Annotated in this window: 12 protein-coding genes; 10 read left to right on the top strand and 2 right to left on the bottom strand. The window is 46.1% G+C overall.

What is annotated here, in order from left to right; genetic code table 11:
- The first annotated feature begins 275 nt into the window (after positions 1-275).
- The 7 genes from NDI44_RS09435 to NDI44_RS09405 all read left to right on the top strand — a co-directional run bounded on the left by NDI44_RS09435 (position 276) and on the right by NDI44_RS09405 (position 7,654).
- Positions 276-3,467 carry a peptidase domain-containing ABC transporter gene (locus NDI44_RS09435; RefSeq protein ID WP_242037173.1) on the top strand — a complete coding sequence of 1,064 codons (3,192 nt, stop codon included), beginning with the start codon at positions 276-278 and terminating at the stop codon, positions 3,465-3,467.
- A gap of 418 nt (positions 3,468-3,885) precedes the next feature.
- Positions 3,886-5,646 carry an HlyD family efflux transporter periplasmic adaptor subunit gene (locus NDI44_RS09430; RefSeq protein WP_190415180.1) on the top strand — a complete coding sequence of 587 codons (1,761 nt, stop codon included), beginning with the start codon at positions 3,886-3,888 and terminating at the stop codon, positions 5,644-5,646.
- 27 nt (positions 5,647-5,673) lie between these two features.
- Entirely contained in the window at positions 5,674-6,099 is a 426-nt protein-coding gene (locus NDI44_RS09425; RefSeq protein ID WP_190415179.1) for a HetP family heterocyst commitment protein, read from the top strand.
- Positions 6,100-6,352: 253 nt separating this feature from the next.
- Positions 6,353-6,571, top strand: coding sequence for a hypothetical protein (locus NDI44_RS09420; RefSeq protein WP_190429765.1), 219 nt, complete (start codon positions 6,353-6,355; stop codon positions 6,569-6,571).
- Positions 6,572-6,713: 142 nt separating this feature from the next.
- The gene (locus NDI44_RS09415) at positions 6,714-6,926 is read left to right on the top strand and encodes a hypothetical protein (RefSeq protein WP_190415177.1); all 213 of its coding nucleotides are present in this window, start codon (positions 6,714-6,716) and stop codon (positions 6,924-6,926) included.
- A 128-nt stretch (positions 6,927-7,054) separates the two neighbouring features.
- Positions 7,055-7,264 carry a hypothetical protein gene (locus NDI44_RS09410; RefSeq protein WP_190415176.1) on the top strand — a complete coding sequence of 70 codons (210 nt, stop codon included), beginning with the start codon at positions 7,055-7,057 and terminating at the stop codon, positions 7,262-7,264.
- 117 nt (positions 7,265-7,381) lie between these two features.
- Positions 7,382-7,654: a hypothetical protein gene (locus NDI44_RS09405; RefSeq protein ID WP_190415175.1), complete on the top strand. Its 273-nt coding sequence runs from the start codon at positions 7,382-7,384 to the stop codon at positions 7,652-7,654.
- A gap of 365 nt (positions 7,655-8,019) precedes the next feature.
- Here NDI44_RS09405 and NDI44_RS09400 read toward each other — a convergent pair whose 3' ends face one another.
- Complete coding sequence (locus tag NDI44_RS09400) at positions 8,020-8,412, bottom strand: hypothetical protein (RefSeq protein ID WP_190429768.1); 393 nt, start codon at positions 8,410-8,412, stop codon at positions 8,020-8,022.
- A 234-nt stretch (positions 8,413-8,646) separates the two neighbouring features.
- On the opposite strand from NDI44_RS09400, the gene NDI44_RS09395 reads away from it, so the two are divergent.
- The gene (locus NDI44_RS09395; RefSeq protein WP_190415173.1) at positions 8,647-9,387 is read left to right on the top strand and encodes a peptidylprolyl isomerase; all 741 of its coding nucleotides are present in this window, start codon (positions 8,647-8,649) and stop codon (positions 9,385-9,387) included.
- Between the two features lie 83 nt (positions 9,388-9,470).
- Entirely contained in the window at positions 9,471-9,656 is a 186-nt protein-coding gene (locus NDI44_RS09390) for a hypothetical protein (RefSeq protein ID WP_190415172.1), read from the top strand.
- A gap of 264 nt (positions 9,657-9,920) precedes the next feature.
- Here the strand turns inward: NDI44_RS09390 and NDI44_RS09385 are convergent, their stop codons facing one another.
- Positions 9,921-10,793: a hypothetical protein gene (locus NDI44_RS09385; RefSeq protein ID WP_190415171.1), complete on the bottom strand. Its 873-nt coding sequence runs from the start codon at positions 10,791-10,793 to the stop codon at positions 9,921-9,923.
- A gap of 353 nt (positions 10,794-11,146) precedes the next feature.
- Between NDI44_RS09385 and NDI44_RS09380 the strand changes: the two genes are divergently transcribed.
- Entirely contained in the window at positions 11,147-14,233 is a 3,087-nt protein-coding gene (locus NDI44_RS09380; RefSeq protein WP_190415170.1) for a zinc-dependent metalloprotease, read from the top strand.
- Positions 14,234-14,274: the final 41 nt, after the last annotated feature.

Genomic DNA, 14,274 nt, shown 5'->3' with positions numbered 1-14,274 from the left:
TGTATGGAAGCCATGAGATTCGTTAGCGCCTCGGTTGACAAATCCTCAGTAAATTCACTAAGACATATACATTGTTAACGGCGAAACAGCCTTAACTTTCCTTTAATGCTTTTTTAAGCAAAACCTAAAGTTAAAAACTTTAGGCTGTTTATGGTTTTCGGGAAATTTATTCAAAAGATGCTTTCTGGCTAAGGATTCTAGCGGTTACTACTGCGATACCTACCGGAAACGCATATTGAGCCAATCACAAACCTTGAAAGCTAAGAGGCTCACTGATGAATCGGATGCTGGTACAGGGTCATCCTCCGCTTCAGGACATACAAAACGCTTACTCTAGCCTTCCCGATATCCTCAATCTCTTGAGGCTGTCCCAATCAGATACGAGCTTTGCTTCCGACTTGAATCAAGCATTTGAACTTTGCGATTTTCAACTGGGCGATCGCCTTGTCAACTATAGTGCCGCCACTGCCTCAGGAAATTCAGTTCGTGATGAACAAAATGAGGGGGATTTTTACCTAGTTTGTGAAGGTCGGGTGCGGCTACTAGCCTTAGACGCAGCACAGGGTAAGGAAGTTCCCGCTCTGGTGGTGGAATCGGGAGAAAGTTTTGGGGCAGAAAAGGTATTTGGCAATCATTGCGAGCTGACGAGCGCGATCGCTGCCAGTGCCGGAATTGTGGCTCGGATTTCAGTTGCAGACCTTCAGCCTTGGTTAGAGCGACTCCCGAATCTGCGAGACTACCTGCAACAGCAGGCAATTTGGCGGCAATGTCTGATTTTCTTCAAAACCTCTACAGACTGGCGGCGCTTGAGCAGCCATACGCTACGACAACTGTTGCCCTACCTACTAGAAACGCGGATCGAAGCGGGAGCATCTTTGATTGAATCCACACCCTCCGAGGCGGGTCGCTTTTGGTTACGCAGCGGTCAAATTGAAAGCCGACAAGACGCAGATTTACCCCCCGCCATCGGACAAAGTTGGGGGTATCCTCATCCCACACCGAGCAGTTGGATTGCCCAGACCGATTTAGTCGTTTATCAGTTGCCTGAGCAACACTTTGAGGCAGCACGAGCAATTGCGCCAATCGCAGCAACTTTCTCAGAGCAGTCAGAAGCAGTTGCCGAGCGATCGCTTGAAAACGGGCACCGTGAATCTACGGAGAAAGGAAAATTGCGGCATCAGCCAAAGAACCTGTCTCCACCAGCTTCTTTGAAGGGCAATCGACCGCCGCAAATTCAGTCAGAGGTGCAGGCAAATATCCAGCCCCCTGAATCGCCTCCGATTGCTTTTCCCAAACCCGTCAAGCGTCCGGGTCGATGGTTTTGGCAACGCTATCCCTTGATTGAGCAGCAAAGCTCTTCTGACTGCGGTGCCGCCTGCTTGGCAATGATAGGGCAATACTGGGGGAAGCGGTTTAGCATCACTTCCTTACGGAATCTCGCTGGCGTGGGGCGTGCCGGTGCCTCTCTGAAGAACTTAGGCGCAGCGGCAGAAAAGGTTGGATTTCACGCCCAACCCGTGCGGGCAAGTTTAAATCGCCTAGTCGAGGGGAAAAACCCCTGGATTGCTCACTGGCAGGGCGATCACTATGTGGTGGTTTACCGAGTCAAGGGCGACCGCATCCTGATTGCCGATCCCGCTGTCGGCAGGCGATCGCTTTCCCAGGCGGAATTTCTCGCGAGTTGGACGGGATACGCCCTGCTGCTCGATCCGACGCCAGCATTGCACGCCGCCCCAACGGAAAAAAATTCTCTCAATCGCTTTTGGGGTTTGCTTTGGCCTTATCGTTCCGCGATCGGACAAATTATCCTGGCGTCTCTGCTGATCCAGATTTTTGGTCTGATTACCCCCCTGTTTACCCAGATAATTCTCGACCGGGTGGTTGTTCACAAAAGCGCGATCGCCCTGCACGTCTTCAGCCTTGGTCTGCTACTATTTGGCGTTTGGCGCGTCTGCGTCACGGGAATTCGACAATACCTGCTGGATTATTTTGGCAACCGATTAGACCTCACCCTAATCGGCGGCTTTATCAGCCATACCTTAACCTTACCCCTCGCCTTTTTTGAATCGCGCCATGTCGGGGACATTATCACGCGCGTTCAGGAAAACCAGAAAATCCAGATGTTTCTAACTCGCCAAGCGGTTACAGCTTGGTTAGACGCCTCAATGGCAATCGTCTATTTGGGGCTGATGGCTTATTACAACTGGCGTCTCACCTTAGTAGTGGTGGCGCTAATTCCCCCGATTGTCATTTTGACGGTAGTGGCGAGTCCATTTCTCAGAGGGGTGTCGCGGAAAATCTTTAACGAGGAAGCGGGACAAAATTCCTCACTCGTGGAAATGATGACCGGCATCGCCACGGTGAAAGCGGCAGCAGCAGAACGACAGTTGCGCTGGCGTTGGGAAGACCGCTTAACCAGCACCCTAAATGCTCAATTTCAGGGTCAAAAACTGGCAAACGGCTTGCAAGTTACCGGCGGCTTAATTAATACCTTGGGTACTACAGCATTGCTTTGGTACGGGGCGACGCTGGTGATTCAGGATCGGCTCACGATCGGTCAGTTTGTGGCGTTCAATATGATGATTGGCAGTGTCATCAATCCGGTGCTGCAACTGGTGAACCTTTGGGATGAACTGCAAGAAGTCATGGTATCTGTGGAACGGCTGAATGATGTCTTTTCAGCGCAACCTGAAGAAAGTCCTCAAAAACCTTTGCTGGTGTTGCCTCAGTTGCGCGGCGAGGTGAAATTGGAGAATGTTACCTTCCGCTACTCTCCAGATCAAGAGCGCAATACGCTTCAGAATCTATCTTTTGAAGTGACATCTGGGCAAACGGTGGCAATTGTAGGGCGCAGCGGTTCTGGAAAGAGTACGTTGGTCAATTTGCTCCAGGGTTTATATCAGCCAACCAGCGGTCGAATTTGTGTCGATGGTCACGATACCCGCCATGTTTCTCCCTCCTCCTTGCGGAGTCAGTTGGGGGTGGTACCGCAGGAGTGTTTTTTGTTTTCCGGAACCATTTTAGAAAACATTACGCTCTACTCGGATGACTTCATTTTAGAGCAAGTTGTTGAAGTGGCAAAACTTGCAGAAGCTCATGCTTTTATTCAAGATATGCCGTTGGGATATCACACAAAAGTGGGAGAACGAGGTGCAAATTTCTCTGGCGGACAGAGACAACGAATTGCGATCGCTCGAGCGCTTTTGGGAAATCCTCAAATTATGATTTTAGATGAAGCTACCAGCTCTCTAGATACTGACTCCGAGCGGCGATTCCAGCAAAATTTAGCTCGAATTAGCCGAAATCGCACAATTTTTATCATTGCCCACCGACTCTCAACGGTCCGACACGCTGACTGCATCCTGGTCTTAGATCGAGGCATTCTAATTGAGCGCGGTACTCATGATGAACTGATTTCGCTTCAAGGTCTTTATTACCATCTAGCGCAGCAACAACTGGATCTTTAACTCCAAATGTTCTAAACCGAGCCAACTTGTATGAATTATTACAGTTTTACTTGAAATTGGTTTCATCCGTTGGCAGGAATGTGGAGCAAATTACAACCGTTACGATGTTAAAGATTCTTGTTCTGCCAAATTCCTCTTCCACGACCATTTGTTCAGTAGCATTGCAATCATCAATTCCAGTCCTCGGTGAATTAGCAGCTAATTCAGAAAATTTGGCAAAAAATATGCCAATTTGGCAGACTTTCCAAGCAGCAGAAATTAGGATAAAAAGGGAGTTCCTGTGGAAAAATTGGTAACGATGAAAAGCCAAACCAAAATGTTGCTGAAACCGGCTAAAAATGGCACCGCTCGTTAAATCCAAGCAACGAGAGCCATCCTCAATCTCAAACTTTGAACTTGCTCATTCTGGGCCACAGCCATGCAAAAACCAATCAGATCGATTTCTGCATCAACGGCCTCAAACCTACCCTTAACTCCACCCGTTGAGCCTTTTGGCTCAGGCTATACAGGTAGCAACCAGAATTCATTCGATAGCCAGGGGATATTATCCCGTACTCCGACTCAAGGCGAGTCGGTTACTCATCCTGGCAAGATTCAGCGTCAGTGCGATCGCTCTTTTGCTGAGATTTATGGGGGTGCGACTGGCTCTATCGAAATGAGCGTACAGCCCACCTCGACTGAAACAGCTAGCAATTCTCAAGTTCATTTCGCGTCTGCCACTTCTCCAGAGACTCGAACCAACCAATGGTCTACCTCGTTACAGACGGTGCTCGACCAGCCACCTTCCACGCTTCCTCGTCAGCTGATATTGGGCGGAATGGCTTTCTGTCTGGCTTTTGGGGCTTGGGCTACCTTTGGGCAAATTGACGAAGTGGGTCACGCTCAAGGACGGTTAATGCCCAAAGGAGCCGTCTACAAGATTGACCCAGTGGAAATGGGGAAGGTTGCCAACATTGCCGTCAAAGAAGGTCAAGCGGTAAAAGCCGGTCAAGTGTTAGTGGAACTGGATACCCAAATTGCGGCGGGTGAAGTAGAGCGTTTGCAGCAAATGCTGGCAACGAATCAAATGCAACTTATTCAGAAACAAGCGCTTCTAGAGAAAACGCATCTGGAAGTGAAAACCCAGACAGCGATCGCTTCTTCAGACACTCAAGCAGCTTTTGCTGCGATCTCCGAAGTCAATGCCAAAGGATCTGCTACCCGCGAACAAATCGCTCAACTTCAAACGGCAAAGACGGCGAATCAAGAAAGACTCGAAACACTAAAACCCCTGTCGGCGACGACGGCAGAACTGCACAAGAAACTAAAAGCTGATGTAGCGGCGGCGGTAGAGGAAGTCGAGAGGGTAAAACCGCTGGTCAAAGAGGGGGCGATCTCCAAGAAATATTTGCTGGATGCCGAGCAAATGATGCGCGATCGCCAAAGTGCCATCACCAAAACTCAACTAGAAGAAGACACAACTCTTAAAGACCGACTGTTTGAGGCCCAGCAAGCTCTGCGAGATGGCGATCGCGCGATCGCTTCAAGTCAAGGCGATTTAAAGCAGACACTCGCACAAGCACAGCAACTCCACGCAGAACTCGCTCAAAAACAAGCTCAAGAGCGCAAAACTCAGATAGAAACACAGCAGCAAATTCAGGAATTAGAAGTTGAAATGACTCAGCTTAAAGCCCAAATTGCTGAAACTCAAAATCTGCTGAACGCCGCTAAAGCAAAGCTCAAACAACGGTTTCTGACTGCTGCCGTTGATGGAGTGGTGTCGTCTCTGAAAGTCCGCAACGTTGGCGAAGTGGTTCAACCCAGCCAAACTGTTGCCGAAATCGCTCCCCACAAAGCACCCATGATTCTCGTAGCCAGTTTACCCAATCAAGAAGCGGGCTTTGTAAAAACGGGAATGCCAGTAAAAATCAAATTCGACGCTTACCCCTATCAAGAGTACGGTATCGTTTCCGGGAAGATACAATCCGTCTCTCCCGATGCGAAACCCGATGAGCGACTGGGAGAAGTCTATCGAATTGAAGTAGCGCTGGATCGTAACTATATCAATGCAGATCGTCAAAACATCAAATTTAAAGCCGGTCAAACTGCCTCTGCGGAGATTATCATCCGCCGACGCCGGATTGCCGACATTCTGTTAGATCCCATCCGCCAGATGCAAAAAGGCGGCATCAGTTTGTAAAACCAAATTTATCCAAGGGCAATTGTTATGGCTTATCACATTCCCTGTTCTAATCCTAAACTTGACAAAACCATGAATTCCGAACAGTTTAATCAAGTTGTTGAAGCCATCATGGAAGGAAAGTATTCTTGGGCTTGCGTTTTACTATTGCGGTTTGCTGGTTACAATCCCCTACACTACATCCCCTACCGAACATACAACCGATTGCTCAAAGAAAACTGCCAAGTTGGCAGACACACCAACTGTAAAACAGATACTTTAAATACAGATAATCAAAGGGCTGCAATCGGGTCAGAGAGCCTAGAGTCACACAAGTGCTTAAGCACAATTAAAGACCTTGGTTATCTAGAAGCGATCGCTGAGCCACAAGTACGGGGAAGCGGGGGTCATTTTGATCCCTGGTTAGTCATAAAAACTCAAAAAATAAACTCAATTTTTCGGGAATTAAAATAACAAAAAAATCTGCTCTTCAAGATTGAAGTTGATTTTTTGACCAGTCGTAAAAATCCTGCCGCGTTCATCTTTACTAAAGAATGGGGCAGGTTTTTCTTTTACAATTGCCAAAAAACTGCTCTCACACTATTTTTTAAATCATCGAGAAAAAATGCCAAAATGGCAACACGACCTTAACCATACTGTTTATATTGTTTATATCAACCAAACAAGGTTGTTTCAGAAAAAAACTGAATTGCAAAGGAAACATTTAATGATTATTTCTGACCTAAGCCATTTGGAAGTTGCCGACCAATCTCCCAGTCTTGTTGGTGCTGGCTATAGCTACTCCAGCTACAGCAAATATAAGAGCAATTCCAGCTATCTCAATCAATACGCTTCTTCCAAAGCAACGGCTAAATCAGTATTTGGTCCAGCAACAGCCGTAGCAATTTCTACAAATGTAGCCACCGTTACCCAACTAAATTTTTAAAAGTTGCGGTTGCTGTTAAATAATGCTCTAAATATTGAGCATTTATCGGGGTAAACCTCTCTGGAAGTCTATCGACAATAGGCTTTCTAACTCGGTTACTCAAAAAGTAAACCAAACTCTCAATCTGGAAAGGAGACATCGAATGATTATTTCTGACCTGAGCCATTTGGAAGCTGCGAAGCAATCTCCCAGTGTTGTTGGTGGTTGGTATAGCTATAGCTATAGCAATTATAAGAGCAATTCCAGCTATGTCGATCAATACGCTTCTTCTAAGGCAAGTGCTAAATCATTTTTAAGTTCAGCAACTGCGGTAGCAATCTCTACCAATGACGCCAGCGTTTACCAAATTAATTGATGAAAGGTGACTGCTGCTCTAAACTTTGAGCTTTTTCAGTAGTAAACCTTGGGGAAACTTATCCCCGGGATTGGCTTTTCAACTAGATTTCTGCAAAAACTAAACCCATTTTGAAAAGGAGACATCCCATGATTATTTCTGACCTGAGCCATTTAGAAGTTGCCGAACAATCTCCCAGCGTTGTTGGTGCTGGCTATAGCTACTACAGCACATCTAAGAGCAACTACAGCTATCTCAGTCAATACGCTTCTTCCAAAGCGACGGCTAAATCATTCTTCGGTCCAGCAACTGCCGTAGCAATTTCTTCCAATTCAGCCAACGTTTACCAAAGTAACTAATTAACGATGGCTATTGCTTCTAGTCATTGAGCAAATTTAAGTCTGAGAACTGCTGAAAGCCAATTTTAAGTGAATAAAAAGGCTTTCAGCGGCCTTTTTGTTAGCAGGAGGACTCCCATGAGTGGATTAACAATCAATGATTTAAATTTTTTCGATTCGGGAATTTCGGACTCAAGTGGGGTGACAGGTGGCTCAAGCAAGATTACCTTGCACGACTTTTTGAAAGATATCAGCATCCCGATTGATTATATCGATGTCAAAGACACGGACTACTTTAGTTATTCGACTAGCAGTAGCAAGGGAACAAAAAATAGCCTGAAGGCCACAGCTAGTGCTTTTGGGAGCAAGGGTAATATGTCTGTTTCAACATGGACTTCCGGTGGCTATTAATCTAGATTTTGCAGATAACAGTTCAAGATTTACCCTAGCTTGGACTGTTTATCAATCCTTCTATGACTGTAAAAATTGAAGATAATTATGCCTTAGTTTGCCTTGCTGACTTTATTTAAGTTGTTGATCTAAGGACATATAAACAATATGATTAAATCATCTCAATGCGTTTTGTATCTTGGTCTAGCTGGAAGCTTGATCTTATCTGTTGCTCTACCTTCCCAAGCTAACCCTCCGGGTGGCAAAGATTTCACCAGCGCTTTAAGCGTCATTAGTTCATTTTCCTCTGGAGGTGGTTCTAGTAGTGTCACCGCTACCAGTAGTGCAACAGCAACCTCGTCTGGTGATAGCGGTTTCAGCAGCAGTCAAAGTACCTCTAGCGCATTCTCATCTTCAGCGGGTTCTGGCAGTAGTAGTAGTGCGACAGCGACATCTCCTACAGGAACTCCCAGTAGCCAAAGTGCGACAGTCTTTACTCCTGGCGCAACATCCAGTAGCGCTAGCGCCACAGCTGCCGCATCTACAACTTCTCCTAATATTACGAGCGTCACTGTTGCCGCACCCGCAACCTCTACCAATCCCACTAGCGTCACCGTTCCTACACCTGCAACCTCTGCCAATCCCAATAGCGCTAATATCACTAGCGCTAATATCACTAGCGCTAAAGTTAATGCGCCAGCAACAATCATCCCTAATGCTGCTGGAATCTCAACCACCTTGCCAGTGGCAACCTTCTCTAACCCTAACGTCCCAAGCACTTCCCGCTCATCAACCGTTGCCGCAACCTACATTAGCAACTTCTCTTTGCTATCATCTCTTCCAGACAAGAGTGAGATTATTGAACAACGTAAAGACCTTTCTGTTGAAAATAATAGTAGCAACAATGAAGGAGCTTCCTATAGCCTTGTAGGGCTAGGTAGCCGAGTTTTTCCAGGCCTTGGTGTGAGGCTAGTTACTGATTAAGTCTAACTGAGTGGAGTCATAACAATGATATGACCGATCTTTCAGGGGCATCTATTCATCCGAATGAAGTGGTTAATTTCCTGAAAAAAAATCTTCAGTTGAAGGATGTCCATCAAAAAATTTTATATCAAAGAATCATCGAAAAAGCGGCTCAGGAAAGAAACCTAACAGTCACCGCAGAAGAAATTCAGGCTGACGCGGATAGGCTGCGTTATGAGAAGCGTTTGGAGAAAGCCTCAGACACGCTAGCATGGCTGGCAGACCAGATGATTACTGTGGATGACTGGGAGGCAGGAATTAGCGATCGCATTCTGGCTTGCAAGTTAGCTAATTCTCTATTCTCTAAAGAAGTCGAGAAGTTCTTTGCGGAAAATCGGCTTGATTTTGACCAAGTTTTACTCTACCAAATTATTGTTCCTTACGAAAAGGTCGCTCAAGAACTTTTCTATCAAATTGAAGAAGAGGAGATCGATTTTCATCAAGCCGCTCATCTTTACGATTGTGATGAAAGGCGCAGACATCATTGTGGATTGGAAGGCAAGCTTTTCCGCTGGAACTTAAAGCCAGATATTGCCGCCCTTATATTTAGTGCCCAAATCGGAGAAGTAATGGGTCCCATCCAAACCGAGCAAGGTTATCATCTCTTAATGGTTGAAGAGTTCATTCCTGCGGAATTAACCCCTGAAAGGTATCAAGAAATCCTTGATAGACTCTTTGAAGAGTGGTTAACCAGTGAGTTAAATTATATGATTCATAACCAAATGGTTTGAACAAGCCACCAATTTTGGGTGAGTTTAGAATTCTATCTAAACTCTTGCTTTTAATTCACCCTTCTGAATGGAGGATATCAATCGTGATCCGTTCTAAAGTCTTAATTCAGCGAATCGTCTCATCTGATGGAAAAAGCGTTGCAGAAGCCAAGAGCGTAGTCATTACGTCGGATGATAGTGAGAATACAATTAGTCAATGCGTCACGGTTGAAGTCTGTTCCGGCAATCGTTGTAGCAGTCGCTCAACATCTAGCGTGACTTCTAAATAGACACCTGCCTGAAAAGTGGGGTGGGATATAATCTTACTGCATCCAAACGAGAATTGTTATATCCCTAGCGATTACAGATCGCCCTTTCTACAAGCATTAGGATGTTTCTATTAGGGACTTCTAGAAAAAATCATCTCTATGCCATTGTAGGGGCACGGCAATGCCGTGCCCCTACAGCAACTATTCCCTACTAAGAGGCTGAAAAATGAAGGCTACGTAGGCAGGCTTCGTTCGTGTAGCTACGACTTTAGTCGCCTAACGTTTTTACTTTGACTTCACTGCAACAGCTTTCTTTCTGGCTTCATATCCAACGCCCATTAAGCAGAATAAGAGTAAAGCTAAGGTACTCGAAAACTCTGGGGTTTCAGCAATTGCCTTACTTGCTTTCACTTTATTTGTCTTAGTTTCTACTAAGGTTAGATAAGTTAAGCTATCGAATTTACGCGAAAACTTACCTTGAATAAAAGCTTCAGCAGTTTCTTCGTTGCCTCCAAAAGAAGTCTCTAAAAAAACTTTATTTGGCTTAACGGTTACGTTGGCGCTCTTCTCATAAGCAAGAAAATCACCAGGTTCTAATGTCTTTATTTTTCCGGCTAAGCTAAAAAAGTCTAAAGGAATCCAAGTCTTCGTATCTTTATTATTCTGGGTGTTATATAACTGAAAATTTACCTCTCCAGACGCACTAGCATATTCAAATTCTGGTTCGTCAATAGAGGTTTTAAGACCTAAAAAAGCTGAAAAATCGAAAGAGAAAGTTTGACCTGCATTTACTAGAAAGTTATAGCCAATCACTCCAGCTACGCTTTTCACCTGTCCAAAATAGCTCTTACCTTCGCCCTCAATTTTACTTAAAGAGAAATTGAAAGCTGAGGTTTTTTTAGGGGAGGGATCGGCTGTAAATTCTGCAAAGGCATCAGCATCGGCAGTCACCTCACTACTGCTTGTAAATATCTCAGTAAAAGCCTCAGTAAAAGCCTCCACCTCAACAGGTGAGTGGCTAAATTTATTCAGTTCTACTGTCGCTTCAGACTTGGCTAGAGTTGCAGCCCAACCAGGCGCAGCAACGAACGCAGAGCTAGCCATCAAAGGCGTTGCGAACAGCAAGAAGCGTAAGCTGGGACGTTGTTTGGTTATCATAAAAACCTTATTTCCTTATGTCACTAAAATTTTGGGCATGAGAATTTTGACCTGCTGAAAGTTGCAGATCGAAGCGATGAACTAACAAAGGAACAATTTCACCTAGACTGTTTTCAATAACAATAAACAGCCTGTTTGTTAAATGGATGTCTCCATTTAACAAACCTTTGGGTTACGCTGAAAAGACTGACGAGAAAAGTTTCTATTGCACTTTAGCAAAGAAATACTTAAGGACTTTCACGTAAGTATCATAATCCCAATTCTCTAAAATTAGAGTAAAGCTCCAGTAAATATACTGAAATACTTTTTAAAGATTTGATGAAGTAGGAATGGTCATTCGGATGCTGAACAAAATGAAAAAATTGCCGTTCTATCTATTGGTTCTACAAGGAGTGTTGTTCGGGATAGAGCTACAAGTAGCAGCGCAGGCGCTGGTGCCTCTAAAAGCGGTGGAAAGGTTGGGCGGTCGCCAACAGATGCGATCGCTTGAGGCTGCTGTTACCAAGAAGCAGCTATCTGGAAGCCAGAAGTCAGACCGTTTTACTAATAAATTGCAACAGATTCCTCTCGATCGGGGCAGCGCAAATAAGTTGCCTCAAAAAAGTGAAGAGGGGTCAGCACTCGAAATTCCTACCTCTGTCACGTCTCCGTATTCTCACGTATGGGTCATCAAAGACAGCCAAAATCAGCCAGAGCAACAGCCTTTTGCGTGGATGGTCAAAGATACTAAAAAACAGCATGAAGATGGCAGTACGGTGCCGCTACAACCGATATTGGGGCTGCTGAAAGATACCAACCAGGCAGCGCTTCAGATGGCAGACGCGGGTGACGCGGGTAAAGCTACTAAAAAGTCTGGCTTTGATGAAATCGTTAAAAATACGGAGAAGGTGGAAGGGTTGTTTACCCTCTACCGCAACAAGAAGACGGGCAAAATTTATTTAGAAATCAAGCCCGAACAGCTCAATAAAAACTTCCTCGGCACCGTGACGATGGAATCGGGGATTGGAGAACGCGGGATTTATAGCGGAGTTCCCCTAAATGATTTCCTGTTTTATTTTCGTCGCGTGAACGAGAATTTACACTTTGTGGTTCGCAATGTTAACTTTCGCACGCGCTCTGGGGAGCCGCAAGAGCGATCGCTCAACCGGGCGTTTAGCGACTCTGTCCTCTACTCGCTGGACATCAAAGCGACTCATCCGCAACGCAAAACCCTGCTTATCGATATGGGGGACTTACTCCTCACCGATTTGCCTGGGTTAACCTCGATGTTAAAAACGTTTTTGGATACTTCCTACCGCCTCGACAGTAGCAAGTCGTATTTCGACACCGCCAAAGCCTTTCCCCTCAATATCGAAATTTCCTCGGTTTACGGTTTCTCATCGACGAGTAGCCAGGACGCAAATTTAGCGACTCTGCCTGATAGCAGGGCACTCAGCCTTAAAGTCCATTACAGTTTATCCCAGCTACCGGAAAACAACGGCTATATTCCGCGTCTTGCCGACGACCGGATTGGCTACTTTATTACTGCTTATAAGGACTTCTCCAACGACAACCGCAGAGAACCTTTTGTTCGTTATATTCATCGCTGGCACTTGGAAAAGCAAGATCCGAAAGCATCCTTGTCACCACCCAAGAAACCAATTGTCTTCTGGATTGAGAATTCTGTCCCGGTTGAGTACCGCGACTCCATCCGCGAAGGCGTTCTGATGTGGAACAAAGCTTTTGAGAAGGCGGGATTTAAGGACGCCATTGAAGTGCGGCAAATGCCGGATAATGCCACCTGGAGTCCCGCAGATGTCCGCTACAACACGATTCGCTGGATCAATTCTTTGGATGGATATTCTGCCAGAGGGCCATCGCGTGTCAATCCGCTGACTGGCGAAATCTTAGACGCCGACATCATTGTAGATGCCAACATGGTGCAATCGATCAAGCAGCGATATCGCAACCTTGTCGAGTCAAGCCAGTCGTCGGAAACCGGGTTATTTTCCCAAATTGCGGGGAATCCCAATCTCTGCAACGGATTGGAGAGAGGACAAGCGACGGAGAAAGGAAAAGAGGAAAATCCGTCATTATCTACCCCCGATTTTTCGCAACTCCTACAAGACCACGATCTCTGCTACGGCATGGAAGCGGCTACTCAATCAGCGATGGGAGCGATCGCATTATCGCTGGTTCACAATGTCTTGCCTAACAGCAACGAAATGAAAGAATTTGTGCATCAGTATATCCGCCACCTGATTTCCCACGAAATTGGACATACTTTAGGGTTGCGGCACAACTTCCACGGTAGCACTCTGCTAAAGCCGGAAGAATTGAACAACACCGACATCACGCGCATCAAAGGAATGGCGAGTTCGGTGATGGACTACGTTCCCGTCAACTTGGCGCCCCAAGGTGTGAAGCAAGGAGACTATTATCCAGCCGTTGTTGGCCCTTACGACAAATGGGCGATTGAATACGGTTATAAACCGAGTGGGGCAACGAATTTTGTGGCTGAAAAGCGATTTTTAGAGCAAATTGCCTCCAAATCACCCCAGCCAGAATACGCCTATGCGACGGATGAAGACATCTTGGATCTCGATCCGGGTGCCAGCCTTTGGGATTTGAGTGGCGATGTGCTGCGCTACTCACAGTCGCAGATGGACAACGCCCGGATGATGTGGGGGCGTTTGGATAAGCGTTATCCGTTGCGGGGTGATAGCTATGCAGAAATGCGCCTGTTGTTTAACACGATACTTAGTTACTACTTCAGTAATGCTAATTTGATGAGTCAATACATTGGCGGACAGTCATTTAGCCGCAACCATGCCGGAGATCCCAACGGGCGTTTGCCGTTTGAACCCGTACCCCTGGAAAAACAGCGCGATGCATTGACAAAATTAGGTAAATATGTGTTTGCAGCAGACGCTTTTGATTTTCCGCCGGAATTACTCAATCAGTTAGCACCGTCGCGCTGGAGACACTGGGGAAATCCGATCCCGATTTTCCGACTAGATTATCCCATTCACGAAAACCTGCTGTTGCAGCAACGTCGCGTATTGCGATCGCTTCTATCAGAAGATCGCCTGAATCGTCTGCGCGACATCGAACTGAAGACAAAACCAGGGGAAGCGCTGACATTACCGGAACTCTTCGACACCTTGCAAAAGAGCATTTGGACAGAGGTGCAGCAATCCGATCGCAAACCCGCGAATATTTCCAGCCTCCGCCGTTCCTTGCAACGCGAACATCTGGAAATCATGCTGGGGATGGTGTTGCGGACTGAATCGGTACCGGAAGATGCCCGAACGTTGGCATGGTACGAACTGCAACAACTGCGGAAATCGCTGGATAGCGCATCGAAGCAGAAGAACCTCGACACCTACACCAACGCGCACCTTCTGGAAACACGCGATCGCATTAACAAAGCCTTAAACGCCCAGTTGGAATCGAAGTGAATCCACCATCGACGATAAATGGTGCAACTTGAAAGGGTTGG

Source organism: Trichocoleus sp. DQ-A3 (assembly GCF_039961975.1).
Taxonomy (GTDB): Bacteria; Cyanobacteriota; Cyanobacteriia; order Cyanobacteriales; family FACHB-T130; genus FACHB-T130.
The sequence above is the reverse complement of the archived record's forward strand: the minus strand, read 5'-3'. Positions and strand labels throughout refer to the sequence as shown.

What these genes read in the sequence shown, in the direction of transcription:
- NDI44_RS09435 (WP_242037173.1), top strand. Translation starts at nt 276, where the DNA reads ATGAATCGGATGCTGGTACAGGGTCATCCTCCGCTTCAGGACATACAA.
- NDI44_RS09430 (WP_190415180.1), top strand. Translation starts at nt 3,886, where the DNA reads ATGCAAAAACCAATCAGATCGATTTCTGCATCAACGGCCTCAAACCTA.
- NDI44_RS09425 (WP_190415179.1), top strand. Translation starts at nt 5,674, where the DNA reads ATGGCTTATCACATTCCCTGTTCTAATCCTAAACTTGACAAAACCATG.
- NDI44_RS09420 (WP_190429765.1), top strand. Translation starts at nt 6,353, where the DNA reads ATGATTATTTCTGACCTAAGCCATTTGGAAGTTGCCGACCAATCTCCC.
- NDI44_RS09415 (WP_190415177.1), top strand. Translation starts at nt 6,714, where the DNA reads ATGATTATTTCTGACCTGAGCCATTTGGAAGCTGCGAAGCAATCTCCC.
- NDI44_RS09410 (WP_190415176.1), top strand. Translation starts at nt 7,055, where the DNA reads ATGATTATTTCTGACCTGAGCCATTTAGAAGTTGCCGAACAATCTCCC.
- NDI44_RS09405 (WP_190415175.1), top strand. Translation starts at nt 7,382, where the DNA reads ATGAGTGGATTAACAATCAATGATTTAAATTTTTTCGATTCGGGAATT.
- NDI44_RS09395 (WP_190415173.1), top strand. Translation starts at nt 8,647, where the DNA reads ATGACCGATCTTTCAGGGGCATCTATTCATCCGAATGAAGTGGTTAAT.
- NDI44_RS09385 (WP_190415171.1), bottom strand. Translation starts at nt 10,793, where the DNA reads ATGATAACCAAACAACGTCCCAGCTTACGCTTCTTGCTGTTCGCAACG.
- NDI44_RS09380 (WP_190415170.1), top strand. Translation starts at nt 11,147, where the DNA reads ATGAAAAAATTGCCGTTCTATCTATTGGTTCTACAAGGAGTGTTGTTC.